16 protein-coding genes are annotated in these 18,629 nt (G+C 54.0%); 5 read left to right on the forward strand and 11 right to left on the reverse strand.

What is annotated here, in order from left to right:
- The first annotated feature begins 26 nt into the window (after positions 1-26).
- Both hemB and ppk1 read left to right on the forward strand, forming a co-directional pair.
- Positions 27-1,034 carry a porphobilinogen synthase gene (gene hemB, locus LOS15_RS11825; RefSeq protein WP_263066166.1) on the forward strand — a complete coding sequence of 336 codons (1,008 nt, stop codon included), beginning with the start codon at positions 27-29 and terminating at the stop codon, positions 1,032-1,034.
- A gap of 133 nt (positions 1,035-1,167) precedes the next feature.
- On the forward strand, positions 1,168-3,360 hold the full coding sequence (ppk1, locus tag LOS15_RS11830; protein WP_263066167.1) for a polyphosphate kinase 1: 2,193 nt from the start codon (positions 1,168-1,170) through the stop codon (positions 3,358-3,360).
- Positions 3,361-3,449: 89 nt separating this feature from the next.
- Here ppk1 and metE read toward each other — a convergent pair whose 3' ends face one another.
- Positions 3,450-5,747 (reverse strand): 5-methyltetrahydropteroyltriglutamate--homocysteine S-methyltransferase, encoded by a 2,298-nt coding sequence (gene metE / locus LOS15_RS11835; protein ID WP_263066169.1) that lies wholly within the window; start codon positions 5,745-5,747, stop codon positions 3,450-3,452.
- 99 nt (positions 5,748-5,846) lie between these two features.
- On the opposite strand from metE, the gene LOS15_RS11840 reads away from it, so the two are divergent.
- A complete protein-coding gene (locus LOS15_RS11840) occupies positions 5,847-6,785 on the forward strand; it encodes a LysR family transcriptional regulator (protein WP_263066171.1) in 939 nt (312 codons plus the stop codon).
- On the opposite strand, the gene LOS15_RS11845 is transcribed toward LOS15_RS11840, so the two are convergent.
- Both LOS15_RS11845 and LOS15_RS11850 read right to left on the reverse strand, forming a co-directional pair.
- Positions 6,748-8,355 (reverse strand): ATP-binding protein, encoded by a 1,608-nt coding sequence (locus LOS15_RS11845; protein WP_263066172.1) that lies wholly within the window; start codon positions 8,353-8,355, stop codon positions 6,748-6,750. The genes LOS15_RS11840 and LOS15_RS11845 overlap by 38 nt on opposite strands.
- A 17-nt stretch (positions 8,356-8,372) precedes the next feature.
- Entirely contained in the window at positions 8,373-9,131 is a 759-nt protein-coding gene (locus LOS15_RS11850; RefSeq protein ID WP_263066173.1) for a winged helix-turn-helix domain-containing protein, read from the reverse strand.
- Between the two features lie 216 nt (positions 9,132-9,347).
- Here LOS15_RS11850 and LOS15_RS11855 point away from each other — a divergent pair, with 216 nt between their 5' ends.
- Entirely contained in the window at positions 9,348-9,479 is a 132-nt protein-coding gene (locus LOS15_RS11855) for a hypothetical protein (RefSeq protein ID WP_263066175.1), read from the forward strand.
- A 122-nt stretch (positions 9,480-9,601) separates the two neighbouring features.
- Here LOS15_RS11855 and LOS15_RS11860 read toward each other — a convergent pair whose 3' ends face one another.
- The 5 genes from LOS15_RS11860 to LOS15_RS11880 form a co-directional block, all read right to left on the reverse strand.
- Entirely contained in the window at positions 9,602-9,781 is a 180-nt protein-coding gene (locus LOS15_RS11860; protein WP_263066176.1) for a PLDc N-terminal domain-containing protein, read from the reverse strand.
- Between the two features lie 78 nt (positions 9,782-9,859).
- Entirely contained in the window at positions 9,860-10,369 is a 510-nt protein-coding gene (locus LOS15_RS11865) for a TIGR02281 family clan AA aspartic protease (RefSeq protein WP_263066178.1), read from the reverse strand.
- A 25-nt stretch (positions 10,370-10,394) separates the two neighbouring features.
- Complete coding sequence (locus tag LOS15_RS11870) at positions 10,395-11,738, reverse strand: MFS transporter (protein WP_263066180.1); 1,344 nt, start codon at positions 11,736-11,738, stop codon at positions 10,395-10,397.
- A 105-nt stretch (positions 11,739-11,843) separates the two neighbouring features.
- Positions 11,844-11,990, reverse strand: coding sequence for a hypothetical protein (locus LOS15_RS11875; protein WP_263066182.1), 147 nt, complete (start codon positions 11,988-11,990; stop codon positions 11,844-11,846).
- A 58-nt stretch (positions 11,991-12,048) separates the two neighbouring features.
- Positions 12,049-13,674 (reverse strand): BCCT family transporter, encoded by a 1,626-nt coding sequence (locus tag LOS15_RS11880; protein WP_263066184.1) that lies wholly within the window; start codon positions 13,672-13,674, stop codon positions 12,049-12,051.
- Between the two features lie 167 nt (positions 13,675-13,841).
- Between LOS15_RS11880 and LOS15_RS11885 the strand changes: the two genes are divergently transcribed.
- Complete coding sequence (locus LOS15_RS11885; protein WP_263066186.1) at positions 13,842-14,198, forward strand: hypothetical protein; 357 nt, start codon at positions 13,842-13,844, stop codon at positions 14,196-14,198.
- 18 nt (positions 14,199-14,216) lie between these two features.
- On the opposite strand, the gene LOS15_RS11890 is transcribed toward LOS15_RS11885, so the two are convergent.
- The 3 genes from LOS15_RS11890 to LOS15_RS11900 form a co-directional block, all read right to left on the reverse strand.
- A complete protein-coding gene (locus LOS15_RS11890; RefSeq protein ID WP_263066187.1) occupies positions 14,217-15,110 on the reverse strand; it encodes an AEC family transporter in 894 nt (297 codons plus the stop codon).
- Positions 15,111-15,246: 136 nt separating this feature from the next.
- Positions 15,247-18,246 (reverse strand): bifunctional [glutamate--ammonia ligase]-adenylyl-L-tyrosine phosphorylase/[glutamate--ammonia-ligase] adenylyltransferase, encoded by a 3,000-nt coding sequence (glnE, locus tag LOS15_RS11895; RefSeq protein WP_263066188.1) that lies wholly within the window; start codon positions 18,244-18,246, stop codon positions 15,247-15,249.
- Between the two features lie 10 nt (positions 18,247-18,256).
- Entirely contained in the window at positions 18,257-18,628 is a 372-nt protein-coding gene (locus LOS15_RS11900; protein ID WP_263066189.1) for a diacylglycerol kinase, read from the reverse strand.
- Between the last annotated feature and the right edge of the window lies 1 nt (position 18,629).

Consider the following 18,629-nt stretch of genomic DNA (forward strand, 5'->3'; position numbering starts at 1 on the left):
TATTAAGCGTTTTGCGGAGAACTCCTTTGAGCACACCAAGTCCCCGTCACTTCCCCGCCACCCGTATGCGCCGCATGCGCCGTAACGACTTCTCTCGCCGACTCATGCAGGAGACAACGTTAACGCCTGCCGACCTTATTTTACCGGTGTTCGTCCTGGAGGGTGAAAACCAGCGTGAAGCGGTGGCCTCGATGCCCGGCGTTGAGCGCTTATCCATCGACCTGCTCATTGAGCAGGCCTGCGAAGCACACGCACTCGGCATCCCAGCGCTTGCACTGTTCCCCGTAGTGGGCAAAGAACAGAAGAGCGAACTGGCGGAAGAAGCCTACAACGCAAACGGTCTCGTACAGCGCTGCGTACGCGCGCTCAAAGAAGCGCTACCAGAGCTGGGTATTATTACCGATGTTGCCCTTGACCCTTATACTATCCACGGTCAGGACGGCATTATTGATGAACAGGGCTACGTACAGAATGACCGCACCGTCGACACGCTGCTCAAGCAAGCACTCTCTCATGCTGAAGCCGGTGCTGATGTCGTAGCGCCTTCCGATATGATGGATGGCCGTATTGGCGCCATCCGCCAGGTGCTAGAGCAGGAGCACCTGCATAATGTGCGCATTATGGCCTACAGCGCCAAATATGCCTCACACTACTACGGGCCCTTCCGTGATGCTGTTGGCTCTGCTGCCAACCTGGGCAAAGCAGATAAACGCACGTACCAGATGGATCCTGCCAACAGCGATGAGGCACTCCATGAAGTTGCCATGGATATTGCTGAAGGTGCTGACATGGTCATGGTCAAGCCCGGCATGCCTTACCTAGATGTAGTACGTCGCGTCAAAAGTGAGCTGCAAGTGCCTACATTTGCCTATCAGGTGAGCGGTGAGTACGCGATGCATCGCGCCGCTTTCGATAACGGCTGGTTAGAGGCAGAGCCCGTGATACTTGAATCGCTGATGTGCTTTAAGCGCGCGGGTGCCGACGGCATTTTAACTTACTTCGCCCTTGAAGCTGCCAGACTGCTTCAGCGTTAGCCCCTACCGTTTCGTTGTTACGCTGCCAAGATGACAAACAGGTGACACTTGTTTGTCATCTTCTTTCTGCATACTGCCGCTCATCAGCATTATCACGCTATGCTTAAAAACAAGTCATTGATGCGGGGCAGCCATGGACAATCAATCTTCAGACTCAACGCCATTAGCACTAAGCGATTCGTACAGTGGCGAAGGGGAAAATTTGCCACTGCGCATCAACCGAACGCTTACCGGCATACAGGCACGCGAGGCCCATTCAGAAACGAACCTGGACGACCCGCAGCTCTACTTCAACCGCGAACTCTCACACCTACAGTTTAATATTCGGGTATTAGAGCAAGCGTTAGATGATGCCCACCCCATTCTTAACCGCCTGATGTTTTTGCTGATTTTCTCATCCAATATGGATGAGTTTTTTGAAATTCGCGTGGCCGGCCTAAAGCATCAGCTAGCACTGGGTGACGACACCACCGCTGCTGACGGCCGTCTGCCCAAGGCTGTGCTCGCTGAAATCTCCGAGACGGCCCATCAGCAAATTGAGCGCCAGTACCACATCTTAAACGAGACGCTGCTGCCAGCGCTTGAGGCCCAGGGACTACGTTTTCGCCGCCGAGATCAGTGGACAGAGGCTCAAAAGGAGTGGGTTCGCGAATTTTTCGAGCGTGAAATTATGCCGGTGATTAGTCCTATCGGCTTAGACCCCTCTCACCCCTTTCCCCGCTTAGTGAACAAAAGCCTAAATTTTATCGTAGAGCTAGAGGGCAAAGATGCGTTTGGTCGCGCAGGGGGCATGGCCATCCTGCCCGCCCCGCGTTCACTGCCTCGGCTCATGGCGCTACCTAAAGAGCTCAGTGCAGAGGGCTTTTCAGAGTATGTGTTTTTATCCTCCATGATACACGCCCACGCTGAGGAGCTTTTCCCTGGCATGCGCGTACGTGGCTGTTACCAGTTCCGGCTGACGCGCAATGCGGATATGACCGTTGACCCGGAAGAAGTCTCTGACCTTGCCTCGGCGCTGCGCGGTGAGCTCTTGGCCCGGCGTTACGGTAACGGCGTTCGTTTAGAAGTGGCCGATAACTGCCCTGATGATCTAAGCAGTTTTTTACTGCGTCAGTTTGAGCTGGAACCCAGCGACCTTTACCGCGTACAAGGCCCCGTTAACTTAACCCGTATGATGGCAGTGCTAGGCGATGTAGACCGTCCGGAACTGCTGTATCGGCCCTTTACACCCAGCGTACCGAAAGTGCTCAAAGGCGGCAGCCTGTTTAACGCGATCGCTAAAAGCGATATTTTACTGCATCACCCGTTTCAAGCTTTTTCACCGATTGAAGATCTGCTGCGCGAAGCTGCCAGAGACCCTGATGTGCTAGCCATCAAGCAAACGCTTTACCGCACAGGGGCGGACTCCTCTATTGTTAATGCCTTGGTAGACGCCGCCAGTCACGGTAAGGAAGTGACGGTCGTTATAGAGCTGCGGGCGCGCTTTGACGAGGCGGACAATCTTCAGCTAGCAGCAAGGCTACAAGAAGCTGGAGCCATTGTGATTTACGGCATTATGGCCTATAAAACTCACGCCAAAATGCTGCATATCGTACGCCGAGAAAAAAACGAGCTACGCTACTACGCTCACTTAGGAACCGGTAACTACCACGCTAAAACCGCCAAACTGTATACCGACTACAGCCTGCTCACTTCGAACACAGCGCTGTGCGCCGACGTGCACAAAGTCTTTCAGCAGCTTTCCGGTATGGGCCGCGCGCGCAAAATCGACACCCTGCTCCACGCACCGTTTACGCTGCATGAGCGTTTGATAGAAATGATCGAACGAGAAGCCCTGTTAGCTCGCAAAGGGAAACGCGGGCATATCATTATCAAATGCAATTCATTGACAGAGCCTAAGCTGATTAAAGCACTGTACCGCGCGTCCCAGGCAGGCGTGGAGTGCGACCTGATTATTCGTGGGATGTGCTGCCTTAAACCAGGCATTGAAGGTGTTTCAGAGAATATCCGCGTGCGTTCTATTATTGGCCGCTTTTTGGAGCACACCCGCGTATTCCACTTCCACAACGACGGCAAGTCAGAAACCTGGTGCTCAAGCGCTGATTTTATGTCGCGCAATATGTTCCACCGAGTTGAAACCTGCTTCCCGCTGCTGGATAAGAAGCTTGCTAACCGGGTCCGCAAAGATCTTGAAACCTATCTAGTAGATAACTGCCAAAGCTGGCTGCTGCAAAGTGACGGCAGCTATCAGCTACAAAGCCCTGGCAACAGCGACGCCATTAGCGCTCAGGAAACACTGCTTTACGCCTACGCGTCAAAAAGCTAGCTCTATATCCACAAACCCCATCAAAAACCCCCGCTGCCTAGTGCAGCGGGGTAATGCATCAACACTCACTCTTCACCAATGCTCGCTCTTTACGCGTAGCGCTGTCTTAATATCTTGGCGGCCTCTACCATGTTTGCCAAAGCCGGCTCTACTTCTGCCCACCCACGGGTTTTTAAACCGCAGTCGGGATTCACCCACAGCCGTTCAGCGGGGACCTTTTCCAACGCTTTCTCCATTAAATCAACCATCCAGCTTACTTCAGGAGTGTTCGGGGTATGAATATCATACACACCCGGCCCAATTTCGTTTGGATACGCAAAATCCTGGAACGCATTCAATAACTGCATATCTGAGCGAGAGGTTTCAATGGTGATCACATCAGCGTCGAGAGCCGCAATCGCACCGATGATGTCATTGAACTCCGAATAGCACATATGGGTGTGAATCTGTGTGCTATCGGCGACGCCCGCAGCGCTGAGCTGAAAACTTTCGACCGCCCAATCCAGGTACCCTTGCCATTCGTGCTGCCGCAGCGGTAACCCTTCACGCAGCGCGGGCTCGTCGATTTGAATCACTTGAATACCGGCTTTTTCCAAATCCACCACCTCATCGCGTAGCGCCAGAGCAATTTGACGGCAGGTGGTGGCACGAGGCTGGTCATCACGCACAAAGGACCACTGCAGAATCGTCACCGGCCCGGTTAGCATGCCTTTCATCGGCTTTTGGGTCAGGGTCTGGGCGAACTCGCTCCAGCGTACGGTCATCGGCGTCGGACGCGTGACGTCACCAAAAATAATCGGCGGCTTAACACAGCGGGTACCGTAACTTTGCACCCAACCAAAGCGGGTAAAGGCAAAGCCCTCTAGCTGCTCACCAAAATACTCCACCATGTCATTACGCTCGGCTTCGCCGTGCACCGGCACATCCAGCCCTAACGCCTCCTGCCGCTCAACGGCGTAGACGATCTCTTCACGCATACGCGCTTCGTAGTCAGCTTGGCCAAGCTCACCTGCTTTAAACGCCCGTCGTGCCGCGCGAATATCATTGGTTTGTGGAAAAGAGCCAATCGTGGTGGTGGGAAATAGCGGCAGAGAAAGCGAACGACGCTGAGCCACAGCGCGCTGCGCGTACGGCGAACGGCGCTGACTATCGTGATCGGTAATCGCTGCTAGGCGCTGGCTAACCGCCGGCTGGTGAATGCGCGAGGACTCCCGGCGGGCATCTAAGGCACGTGTTGCTTCGCTCACCCTCTGCTCGTCTACGGCGGTGGCACGATTGTCGACGAGGCGTGCCAGCGTGACGACCTCATCCAGTTTTTGTCGGGCAAAGGCCAGCCAGCTCACCAAGTCGCTATCCAGCTCGGTTTCTTGGTTCAGATCTACCGGCACATGGAGCAGTGAGCAACTGGGCGCTAGCCATAAACGCTGCCCAAGTCGGACTTTGAGCGGCAATAAACGCTCACGCAACGCGGCTAAGTCAGCGCGCCAAATATTACGTCCATCCACAAAACCAATGGAGAGCACCTGATGGGGGCTTAAACGGTCAATGACGCTCTCAACCTGCTGGGGCGCACGCACCGCATCAATATGCAGGCCAGCCACAGGCAAGCGGGTGGCTAACGAAAGATTGTCACCCAGCGCACCAAAATACGTAGCGACCAGTATTTTAACCGGGGCCGACTGAAGGCGATGGTAAGCGCGCTCGAACGCTTGCTGCCAAGCAAGAGGTAGATCTTGCACTAACGCAGGCTCATCCAACTGAACCCACTCAATGCCCTGGGTTGCCAAACGGGCGAGAATATCGCTATAGACATCCAGAACGCGATCCAACAGCGTTAAACGGTCGAAATCGCTGCCTTTGGTTTTACCCAGCCATAACCAGGTCAGCGGCCCCGTCAGCGTTACTTTGGGGGTAAAGCCCGCTTGTAACGCTTCGTCGACTTCATCAAAGAGACGCTTAGACGCTAGCGTAAACGATTGCCCTTCGTGTAACTCTGGCACCAAGTAGTGGTAGTTAGTATCAAAGTATTTGGTCATTTCACAGGCGGCAGCGGGCTCACCGCTGGGCGCGCGGCCACGTGCCATGCGAAATGCAGTATCCAACGCTATATCTCCTGCAGAAATCTCTTGCTGAGCGCTAAATCGTCTTGGTACGGCGCCGAGCATCACTGAAACGTTAAGCACCTGATCATAAAAAGCGAAATCACCCACGCTGACAACATCCAGGCCTGCATCTTGCTGCGTCTGCCAGTGTTGTAAACGCAACGTCTTACCGGCTGCTTCCAGCTCTTCACGGGTGACTGAGCCACTCCAGTAGGCTTCGGTGACTTTCTTGAGTTCGCGCTGGGCGCCAATGCGGGGATAGCCGAGAATATGAGAAACTGTCATGATGAATCCTTCCAACGTGAATGATTTCACACAGTCTGACCACCCCCGAAAGGTGAATCAAACTAAAGTTTCTAATACCCAACATGAAATAAAATCACAATGATTGAATTACGCCACTTACGCACGCTGCTTGCCCTGCGGGAAACAGGCTCCCTGGTGGAAGCCGCCGAGCGCGTACACCTTACCCAGTCCGCGCTCTCGCACCAGCTGAAAGACTTGGAAAGCCGAGTCGATAGCCCGTTGTTCGCGCGCAAAACCCGTCCTGTTGAATTTACCCGGGCAGGGCTGCGCCTACTGTCACTAGCCGATGAGATTTTGCCCGCAGTGCGCAAAGCCGAGCGCGACTTGGCCCGCTTGGCGGGCACCGAGCAGGGAAGGCTGCATATGGCCATTGAGTGCCATAGCTGTTTTCAGTGGCTGATGCCCACGGTGGATTATTTTCGCGATCACTGGCCGGAAGTGGAAATTGACATTCCCAGTGGCCACCACTTCGATCCGCTACCCGCCCTCGCTCGCGAGCAGCTGGACTTAGTGATTACCGCCGACCCGCAGCCGCTAGAGGGCATTCACTATGCGCCACTATTTCGCTACGAGGGGCTGCTGGCCGTTGCCCGGCAGCATGCGTTTGCGGGGCAGGCGTTTATCGAACCCCAAGCGCTGGCCGAAGAGACGCTGATCACCTACCCGGTGGAACATACGCGGCTCGATGTGTTTAGCCAGTTTTTGTCGCCCGCTAACGTACGGCCGAAAGAGATCCGTACTGCAGAGCTAACCATCATGATGATGCAGTTGGTGGCCAGCGGGCGCGGCGTCTGTGCGCTGCCAAACTGGGCGCTGACAGAGTATTTAGAGCGTGATTACGTATGCGCCGTGAAATTAGGCGAAAATGGTATTTGGAGCACGCTATACGCCGCTATTCGTGAAGACACCCTAGAAGCACCGTGGATGCAGGACTTTTTACGCACTGCGCGCGAAACCTCCTTTGCCGTGCTAACCGGTATTAAGCCGGCAAGTCGCGACGAGGAATCAGCAGCGTAAAGCGTGCGCCCCCGAGCGTAGGGCTGGTATCAACAGTGACGCTCCCCCCGTGCCCGGCCATTATTTTTTGAACAATGGACAGCCCCAGCCCATAGCCACCGGAGCTACGGGCACGGCTATCGTCTAGGCGTGAGAAAGGTTTAAAAATATCGCTACGCGCTTCAACAGGAATACCTGGACCATCATCTTCAACATCAATACGCACAAGGTTCGGTTCATCGCACAGGCGAATCACCACCTGGGATTTACCATAGCGGCACGCGTTCCCCACTAGATTTTGCAGCGCTCTTTGCAGGTAACGGGGCTCAGCATACAGCTCAATCTCCGCACCAGGCGCTAGCGTTAAGCTTAGCCCTTTATGCAGTGGCGAGAGCGTATCAATGACGCGCTCAGCCATGGCCCGACACTCCACCAGCGCCATCTCTAACTCAGCGCCGTTAATGGTTTCGCCGCCCAAACGCGCATAGGTGAGAATCTCATCGACAAGTTCATCAAGCTCTGAGATGTCGGCATCAATTCCCTGAAGCTGGCGCCGAATCGCAGGTTGGTCGGTCATATCTTCGACCATTTGCACCGCAAAACGAATACGCGCGACAGGGGTGCGCAGCTCATGGGAAACGGCGCGGATCATCTCCTGCTGCCCACGCAATAAGGTTTGCACTTGATTAGCCATGCCGTTAAACGCCATACCGACACGGCCTAAAAAGTCGCCGCTCTCTACCTTCACGCGGGTTTCTAAACGTCCGCTTGCAATCCGCGTGGCCGCTAACTCCAGTCGCGCCATGCGGGCTTCAATGCTGCGCATAATTAGGTAGATAATCAGGCTCAAAATGATCATTAAGCCCACTAGCAGCGGCAAATGTAAGTTCACGGGCAGCGTATCCCCACGTGAAATAGGCCCTGCCTGAACCCACTGGCTTTCCCCGTGAAGCTGATAGAGCAAAGTAATCGCCAGCTTGTCAGTCGCAAGCCGGGTGAGCACCCCACCCAGCGTAAGCTGAAACTGCTGCTCGATAGTGAGATCTTCAGGCAGCGTGGAAAGCAATGTCAGAGGCCAGCTGCCTACTCTCAACGCTGCAATAGTGGTTGCCCGTTCATTCGCGGGTGTATCGGCAAGCCACTCACCTAACAGCACGAGGCTGCCCTGCCACTGGCGCTCGCTCCAGGTCGCCATGGTGGCCTCTAGCATCCAGCTATCATCGTTCTCGCCCGCGGGAAGCCGCTGACGAAGCAGCCAAGGCGACTCAGTCACAACGACGTTGCCTCGCTCCAGGCGGCTTCGCTCAAAATAACCCAGCTGCGCCTCTTGCAGTGGGCGTAACGATAGCTGCATCCCTAACGCTTCGGAAAAGCGGTTAAGGCGCTCTTCACGCTGGTCTGCGGGTACATTGGCCAGCTGCTGGGTCATTAATGACATGGGCAGGGCGGCGAGCTGCTCCCGATAATCCTCTCGGCGAAGTTGCTCAATAAACGAGCGCCCGCCTAACGCAATCAGGAATACTACGCATAATGCCAGCCCCAGCAGTACATAGAACCTTAAAAAAGAGCCGTGGCTGAGCACTCGCCGCATAAGGCGAACCTCTCTCGTTAACTGTCTTTAACAAATAGATAGCCCTTACTGCGCACCGTTTTGATACGGTGGGGCTGATTAGGATCATCGCCAATTTTAGGCCGGATACGCGACACACGAACATCAATGGAACGGTCTTGACCGTCGTATTTAATGCCACGCAGGTCACTAAAGATCTCTTCTCGGGTGAGTACACGGCCAGCGTTACGGGCCAATAACCAGAGAAGATCAAATTCAGCGCTGGTGAGGTCGATGCGCTCGCCGGATAACCACGCCTCACGGGTCGCATTATCGATTTCCAAATGCTCAAACTTCAGGCGCATTTCGCCATCAGCGGTAGGTCCATCAGCGCGCCGTAACAGCGCCCGCATACGCGCTAACAGTACACGCGGCTGAACCGGCTTGGGCACATAATCATCTGCCCCCATCTCCAACCCTAACACCTGGTCTAAATCATCGGTACGGGCGGTTAACATCATGATAGGACCAGCAAAATTGGGCCTTACACGCCGACAAATAGCTAACCCATCTTCCCCTGGCAACATCAAGTCGAGAATGACGAGGTCAGGCTGTAAGGTCAAAATACGATCAACACCTTTAGCACCGTCGGATTCTAACGTGACTTGAAAGCCGTTAGCTTCCAGATAATCGCGCGTCAGTTCTGCCAAGCGCTGGTCATCTTCAATAATGAGCACATGGTCTTGATCGGGATAGTCCGGCACCGCTGGCTCTTGTGACCCAAGTGCTTGAAATTGCTGCTCCAAGTGATCTGCCATCCTTTTTCTTCACTCCGCTTAGGTCGTTTGTATTAGCACCCGCTTCCCTTTGCTAAAAGCAGGTTGTGATAGCCACCAGGATACCTCAAAACCACGCCAACGCCTGCTTCTTCCTACTTATCTTGTTGAACCTTTGAGAGCATCTTGATTATTCCATCGTCAAGCGCTAATGTGAATTCAGGCTAACTGTCGACAACTTGACAGGAGGAGAGAGCGATGGACAGTGGCAAAGCTAAAAGTGTCATCAAGCGTGTTTATGTGCCTACTCAAGTGCGCGACTTGCCCAACGGGGAGCGATTAAAAATCCCTGGGCATTACCGGGCACCCTCCAACGGCAAGACTACATAACCTCATTGTATTTCTGAGACTCCTCTTTTTAACCTACTGTTTCGTATAAAAAACAGCTAAAGAAAAGGCAGGCTTCAGTAAGCCTGCCTTTTTATGTTTTTATGCTCAAACACTTAATTTCGCTACCCTTTGGGGCCAAGCAAAAACCAGGCAATTAATCCAACCAATGGAAAGAACAGTAAGACTAAAATCCACAGCAGCTTTGCCAAGCCGCCCGCCGAACTTTTGGCGACCTTAACAATGGCCCAAATCACAATAATGAGCCAAATAAGACCTAATAAACCACCGACTTCAATACCCATAGCAACTCCTTAGCATGTTGGCATCCATGAGTTTCCAGCTAATCACAACCGATCGTCACTGACAAGGTTGTTCCACTGTCAAGGTAGTCTCAGCACCATTTCACCACCCCGTATTTCAATGTCTAGCAGGTTTAGAAAACTCATGCCCAGCAACACCGTATCGCGCTCCATCCCTGGGCTAATCGACCCCTGTACGTTGTTTGCGCGTATGCCACCTAGGGTGACTTCCTCTAACATCGTTAAACTGCCTTCGACCCGTCCATTCGCGGTATTAAACCAAGCGCTGCGATCAGGCTCTAAGCCTAAACTGGCGGCTAAATCTCGGGGAACTGCCACATAGGTAGCGCCGGTATCCAACAGAAACGTAACCGGTTCACCGTTAATCTGGCCTGGCGCTTCAAAGTGTCCCGAGCGGCTTCGCTTTAGAACGACGGGGCCATCATCAAGAGCGGTGTTCATAATATGCGCATTGGGCGTCATGATGTTGTCAAAACCGCCGTCAACGAGCCACGTGCCCGCACCAATCAGCAACACCCAAAAAAGCAGCATCATGACGATACCACCGCGCTGCGCTGTGTATGGAGTCATGTGCCTCCTTAGGCCTTACGCATCTCTATGTGCTTTTCCATGCGAGCGCGGCTTCGCGTCCACGCCGCTCATTAACGCCCGCACAAATCAGCATGGCGATCATAAATAGCCCTACACACAATAGAATAGACGCTTGCAGGCCAATGAGCGTTTGTAAAACACCCAGCATGACGATCCCCAATACGCCAGCCAGTTTGTTGGCTAACCCCCAGAAGCCAAAAAACTCGGCTGACTTCTCAAGCGGCGAAAACAACCCTACAAGCGCTCGGCTCGCAGACTGGCTAGAACCCAAACTAAGGCCTGCTAAACAGCCCACCACTAAAAACACATGCTGTGCCTGCCAGTGCCAGCCAAAGCGGCTATTGGCCCACACGGTTAACTCGGGCGTTCCCCAAATAGCCACTATCGCCGTTACCCATAGCGCCAGGGTCATTTGATACGTGCGCTTTGCACCCAGCTTATCCTGAAGAAACCCAAACCCAAGCGCCCCCACTGCTGCGGTAATTTGCACGATGATAAACATGATATTGCGAACGCTTTCATCCCAGCCAATTACCTGGGCGCCATAGATAAAGGCAAAGGCGATAATGATGTAAACCCCCGCCATCGAAAACAGCAGCGACACCAGAAAAATGCTCAAATCCTTGAAATAGCGAAGCTCATGAAACGTCGTCAGTACACGCTGCTGAGCGATGTGCCGGTAGGCAACACCACTCGGCTGGGGTGTACCTCGCTCCTTCAGCCATAAAAACGTAGGAATCGCTGCCAATAGGAAAAAACCGGCAGCAAAAGGCCCCACCCAGCGAATACGCTCAAAATTATCCGCCGTTGCCTCACCGAGCACGACCAGCGTAAACCCCGCTGCGAAAAGCCCCCCTATGTAGCCTAGCGCCCAGCCAAAACCAGAAATTTTACCCAGTGCGCTCGGCGGCCCCAGTTCCGGTAAAAACGCGGCAATAAAGGACTCCCCCATTGAGTACGCATAGTTTGAGAGCACAATTAACAGTAACCCCACCACCACAAAACCTGGCTCCACAAAATAGAGCATCGCGGTTGTGGCCACCGTGGCCAGATAACTGATCAGTAAAAAGCGCTTTTTTTCAGCACGGTAGTCCATGACTGCGCCACACAATGGGGCTGTTACGACCACCATCAAATAGCTAGTGGCCAGCGCCAAGCTCCATAGAAAGTTGGCCAGCCGGAAACCATCTCCTCTATCCCCTACAATGACGGTGGTAAAGAGCTCACCGAACACAACGGTGATGATCAGTAAGGTGTAGGCCTGATTGGCAAAATCGAACATCGCCCAGCCAAAAATCTCACGGCGCGATGCGTAGGTAGCAACCGGTGTGGCAGAAGCAGGCAGCATTAATGAATCTCTCTAAAAGGGTGGCAGTCAACGGGCAGCCGGTTGGCCCTTAATCAACGACGAACGCCCGGCAAAGCCGGGCGTTCGCGTAGTGACGTGGTGCAGTTACAGCAGCCAGTGCGCAACAACGGCCGACAGCCCCACCACGATAGCGGTCACAACGGCGACGGTGACAACACGATCTAGCCAGCGGTCAAACGCCGCATGTTTAGACGACCGTCGCGTCGCACCGTGACGTCCCTGCCGGGCCATTAGCACGCTCGTTCCATGTGTGCGCTCTCCCACAAATGAGGCTGGTAGTAGCGTAAGGCTAGCTATTGATACGCCGGTTAATAACGCTCGGTGAGCGCCGTAAACGCTCTTCTTCACCTAGTTGTTCGGCTTCAAACGCGTCTGCGCCAACGGGCGTATCGCCATGACGGCGATAGAGCTGTGTCAGCATTGCCTTTCGATCTGCTCGTAGTTCGCGTATTAGTACAAAAATCATCATATACAGAATAAACGTGAACGGAAGTGCCGAAAGCACCGCAGCTGACTGTAAGCCCGACAAGCCCCCGGCCACAATGAGTGTGAAGCAGATAGCCGCAATTAACACCCCCCAGATCACCCGTTTGTAGAGGGGTGGGTTGATCGAACCGTTATCGGTCATTTGTGCCACGATATAGGAGGCCGAGTCCGCCGAGGTGACCAGGAACACAAAAATCAGCAGCATTGCGACGACCGATAGCACATTTGAGAAAGGCATAAGCTCAAACATCTCAAACAGGGCAACGGTGATGTTGGCTTGCGTCGCCGCAGCGAGCCCTACGTTATCGCCATTTAGCTCCATATGAAGTGCCGCACCGCCAAAGACTCCCATCCATAGGCAGGCTAGCAGCGGCGGCACTAACAAAACGCCAAACACATACTCTTTGATGGTACGGCCGCGGGATACTCGCGCAACGAAGGTACCGACAAACGGTGACCACGCAATGACCCACGCCCAGTAAAAAATCGTCCAGCTACTAGCCCACTCATTATCGCTATACGGTGAAATACGCAGGCTCATACCGATGAAATTTTGTAGATAGTCACCAATCCCCAGCGTGATGGTTTCGAGAATGGCAATGGTCGGCCCCGTTACCAGTACATAGAGCATTAAGCCAATACACAGGATCATATTTAAGTTCGACAGGCGCTTAATCCCTTTATCAAGCCCCGACCACGTGGACAACATATAGGCGCAGAACATCACAAACAGAATAATAAACTGCCACAAGCCATTCTCTGGCAGGCCGAAGACCGCGTTAAGCCCACCGTTCATCTGCAAAACACCTAGCCCCAAAGAGGTCGCCACCCCCATGACGGTGGCAACAACGGCAAATACATCTAACCAGGATGCGTAAGGGCGAATCTGGGGATTTTTTGCGGTAACCGATGACAGCACCGAAGAGACAAGCCCCGCTTGGCCTTTGCGAAATTGAAAGTAGGCAATGATTAACCCCACCACGGAGAAAGCAGCCCACTGATGGATGCCCCAATTAAAGTAGCTGTACTGGATGGCATAGCGCGCGGCGGCCTCGGTTTCTGCGGGCATATCCCTATAAGGCGGGTCAATATAGTGGCTCATGGGTTCGGCCATGCCGTAAAACACCAAGCCCACACCAAACCCCGCAGCCAGCAGCATGCTTATCCAGGAGAAAAACGTATAGTTCGGCGTACTGTCTTGTGGGCCTAGGCGCACTTTGCCGTATTTGCTCAGCGCTAGGCCGAATAAAAAAACGACAAAACCAAAAACTGAAAAGAGATAAAACCAGCCAAATAGCCTAGTAACCGTGGCTAGTGCGGCTTCCGCTGCGCCACCAAAGCCAATAGGAAACGCCGCCCCCACTATGACCAGAGCGAAAATAATAATCGTTGACGCAATAAAGACTGATTTTCCTCCATGGCTTGCCATAGAACCTCCGTGTTAGATAAGCATTATGCGCAGCAAGATTGCCTGTACAGAGAAACCCTAACATTTGCCCATACTCATCGCATTGTGCTGCCCGCATAGATACGTCTTCAAATGAACTTGCTAGCGCCACTATGTTCCAATGGGGCAAATGAACGATGGAGATCTGTATGCCACACATGAATCGTGACCAACGCAATGCCGCTTGGCAGGCTGCCAACCAGTGGCGTGCGAGGGCAACTCAAGCACAGCCTACCGGACTGCTCGGCAGTTTTAAGCTGCTGTTGACTTGGCTGGCCTTTGGCGCCTTGATGGTTGTTGGCGTCGTACTCGGCCTATTTTTCTTACTGATTGGCTGGGCCATGATGCCGTTTGTACGCCATAAGATGAAAAAGCGTATGGAACAAATGCGCGCCGAACAAGCGCAAGATATTGGAGGCGGCTATGCGGGTTCGCCGCACCAGCGTCACCAACACGATGCGCTAGAAGGGAGTTACGAAGTTAAAGATGACGCTCCCCGCCGTTAACTCTTTATTCATACTCTTCTACGTCGGCGCATAAATCCAGGCAAACGCAGCAGCCAGCGTTAGTGGCATAACCACGAGGCTTCCCAAATTGCCTATAAGCACCAGCGATGCCACCTTCTGAGGCTCCAGGTGGTACTGCTCGGCAACGAGATAGTTAAGCACCGCTGGTGGCAACGCTGCAAACACCAACAGAACCGCCGTTTGCAGTGGGTTAATGGGTAACAACCACATAAAGGGTAAGGCAATGACAATGCCGGAGAGCGGACAAAGCAGCGCCCCCAACAACCCCGTTCGCCAATCGCTAAAGTCAATTTCCAGCAAACGCACACCTAACGCAAACAGCATCAGCGGGATACACACCCCTCCTAACGTATGCATCGCTTCCAACAGCCAGCCGGGAAGCGGTAATCCACCGACATTAACCACTAAACCCGCGATACTCGCCGCGACTATCGGCATGCGCAGAAGGCGCCATAGCGACGTGCGCGGGTCGAGCATGTAAAGCCCCACCGAAAAATGGAGCAGCATTTCGACGATAAACACCACGACTGCTGCAGGCAGTGCTTCTGGCCCAAAGGCAAGCACCAGCAGCGGTACCCCCATGTTGCCCGAGTTGTTAAACATCATCGGGGGCAAGAAAACTTTTACATCCAGCGACAGCCATTTAGCCACGGGCCACAGCAGCAAACCAGAGCCTAAAACAACCGCCACTGCGGCGGTGGCAAGCCACGCATAGTCGGCTAACGGGGCCTGGCGGTCGGCGAGTACCGCAAACACTAAAAGCGGTACAAAAAGCTCCATATTTAGGGTATTGAGGCTTCTAATATCCGGCGTGCGGAAGTGCCCATACGCCGCGCCACACCCCGCAATAAGAAACACTGGCAGTAGCGTTGCCAGGATTTGTCCGATCATCGCCGCGTGACTTCCACACGCACGGCAGCATCATGCAACACCAGCAACATCTTGCATATCCTTATGGTTATTCTGAATGATTTGTTATCAGGCTATCTTCCCTGTCGATGCTACTGAAAAAGTGCCAAGCCGCCAATCACGACTCAAGAAAACGCTGCCAAAGTGCAATAACAACGTCACGCTGCGCTTTGAACTCGTCTACTTTCACCGTGTTTTTTTCACCGGTGAGCGCGACGCGATGGGTGCGGCTGCGATACGCTAAGTAGGCATCTCGCAGCTGATCAGCTTCTGACGGGGACAGGTGCCCACTCTCAGCCAGCGTTTCTAAAATGCGGATATTATCGCTGTAAGTCATCAGCGACGGGGTTTGGTGCGCCAGCGCCAGCACGGCGTACTGGCAGATAAATTCAATATCGACCATGCCGCCAGCATCTTGTTTTAAATTAAACTGTGCTGTTTCATTCTCACTATCCGCCCCTGCACTCACCTGCCCTCGTGCGCCGGGCCCTTTGGTGCCTAAATGGTCGCGCATTTTATGGCGCATTGTGACCACATCGTGACGCAGGCTTTCACGGTCACGTTCACGACACAAAATATCACCACGTAGTGCATCAAACTTGTCCGCCAGCACCTGGCTACCTGCTACCACCCGGGCACGCACCAAGGCTTGATGCTCCCAGGTCCAAGCATTTTGCTGCTGGTACTCGGCAAACGCCGCCAGAGAGGTGACCAGCAGGCCAGCGTTGCCCGAAGGACGCAAGCGCATGTCCACTTCATAAAGGCTGCCTGCGGGTGTAACGGCAGTTAATAGGTGAATAATGCGCTGGCCTAAGCGGGTAAAGAATACCGGCGTATCCACTGGCCTGGGGCCATCGGTACTGCCTTTGCCATCGCTATCGTGAAGAAACACCAGATCCAAGTCAGAGCTGTAGCCAAGCTCGATCCCTCCCAACTTGCCGTAACCCACAATAACAAACGCCGGTGTTTGGGCATCCAAGCCTGCAGGCACGCCATGCTTACGGGTCACATGCTTCCAGGCCATCGCCAGCACTGCATCTAGAATCACTTCGGCAATGTAGGTTAAGTAATCGCTGACTTTCATAAGATGCCGAGTACCTGCCACATCAGAAGCGGCAACGTGCAACATTTGCGCGTGTTTGAATACCCGCAGGGCTTCCAATTGCGCTTCATCGTCATCTTCTGGTAGCCGGTTGAGCGTTTGACGCAACTCATCGGCAAGGCGTGCTTTGTCTGCAGGGGTATAGAGCGTTTCTGGAGTAAGCAGCTCATCCAGCAGAATCGGGTAGCGGGCCAGCTGCTCGGCAATCCAAGGGCTTGCCGAACACAGGCGCATTAAATGCTCAAGCGCGTGGGGGTTTTCACGCAGCAGTGCCAGGTAAGCCGTGCGGCGCAACACCGACTCAATCAACGGCTGCACTCTGGCAAGCGCAGTATCCGGCGTTTCGCTCTCCGCCACGGCATCCAGCAGTAGCGGCATTAGGGCGTCTAACCGCTCAAAGCCGATGCGCTGCATACTTTGTACTTGGCGGGAGTGATAGAGGCTATGCAGCCGCTTGAGCGCCTGTTCAGGCGCATTAAAACCAGCCTCAGTCAGATGCGCCAACGCCTCTTCCTGCTCTAGCTCGCCCCGCCACATTAAGCGCCACTCTTCTAGGCTAAGACTCGCGTCATCATTGCCCTCTTCAACATCGTCCTCTGGGTCTGCAATCACCGCGTCAAAGTGTTGGCGCACCCGCTGGCGCACTTCATCTAGCTGCGCCACTAACCCTGACCAGTCTTCATGCCCCATAGCAAACGCAACGCGCTCACGGTCGATATCATCGATTGGCAGCGTTTGGGTTTGGCGGTCTTCCAGCGCCTGGAGAACGTGCTCCACATCGCGCAAGAAGGCATAATCCGGCAGGAGTTCATCGACTACGCGTTGGGGTAACAAGCCCAATGCCGGAAGACAGTTAAGCGCTGTTTTTAGCGAGCTCACCTGGAGTTCGGTATCCCGGCCACCACGAATGAGCTGAAACGCCTGAACAACGAACTCCACTTCCCGGATACCGCCAGGGCCCAGTTTGATATTGCTCTGCATCCCTTTGCGCTTAACTTCGCGATTAATCATCGCTTTTAGCTCACGCAGCGACTCAATCGCGCCAAAATCGAGGTAGCGGCGATAAACAAACGGACGAAGACTGGCTAAAAGCTCATGGCCTGCCTCGACGTCGCCGGCAACAGGCCGCGCTTTCAGCATGGCGTAGCGTTCCCATTCTCGCCCCTGATCTTGATAGTAACTAGAAAGCATCGCGAAACTACCCACCAAGGGTCCACCATCGCCTAAGGGCCTTAGGCGCATGTCTACCCGAAAGGCAAAGCCATCGGCGGTCATGGCATCTAACGCGGCAATTAAACGCTGCCCTAGTTTGGTGAAATACTCCTGATGCTCTAGGGGTTTACGCCCACCTTCGGTGTCGCCTTTTTCTGGAAATGCGAAAATCAGATCAATATCCGAGGATAAATTCAGCTCGCCGGCCCCCAGCTTACCCATTCCCAACACCACCAGCCGCTGGGGGTCGCCGTCATTACGTGGAGCTGGAAGCCCCCACCGTGGGGCATAGAAATGTTCAAGCCACGTCAATGCAGCCTCAATACAGACTTCGGCTAACCACGAGACGGATTGAGCGGTATCCCACATGCTGTAGCCAGCAGGCCGGTTGAGGTCGCGCCACACGATACCCAGCATACGGGCACGACGAAAGCGGCGAATAACGCGCTGCATAGCCTCCTCATCGTCAGCGCTTTCCAGCGCTTCTTCCAGCCAGCACGACTGGTCATCTTTACTGGGTGCCGCGTCTAACTCACCGGCAACATCCAGATCCACCAGCCAGTGAGGGAAGCGCGTCAAGGTGTCTAACGCAAAGGTCGATACGCTCAGCACCTTGGTAAGCGCTTCTCGACGCGATTCGGAAAGCGCCTCCCAACTGCTCGAGGGCAGCGGTTGCTTGGCCATCTCAGCCACATTATCGGCTTGGCTAAGCGCTTCACTCAGCCGTTGCCACGCTTTTTTTGCCACCGGCTTCAGCGATAACGGCAGCACTTCCCTCGGTAAAAACGCATCGTTCAATTGCATAACCACCTCGCTAACCAAAGAACTTCTGCCAACCCAGCAGGCCCCATGTCAGACCCGCCATCATCAGCGCAAGCATCACCGCCGCCGAGCCAATATCCTTGGCCCGCCCGGAAAGCTCGTGGTGCTCCGTGCCAATGCGATCGACCACGTTTTCAACGGCGCTGTTAAGCAGCTCCACTATTAGCACCAGAAACAGACTGCCTACCAGTAGCAGCCAGCTGATTGATGTCTCGGCAATCCACCAGGCTAAAGGTAGCAAAATAGCGGTAATCACGACCTCTTGGCGAAAGGCGGTTTCGTTTCTAAACGCTGCTTTCAGGCCTTTCCACGAATAGCGTGTGGAGTGCACTAAATGGGTTAGACCGGTATGTCTTGGCTTCATG

The organism is Halomonas sp. 7T (genome assembly GCF_025643255.1).
Classification (GTDB): domain Bacteria; phylum Pseudomonadota; class Gammaproteobacteria; order Pseudomonadales; family Halomonadaceae; genus Vreelandella.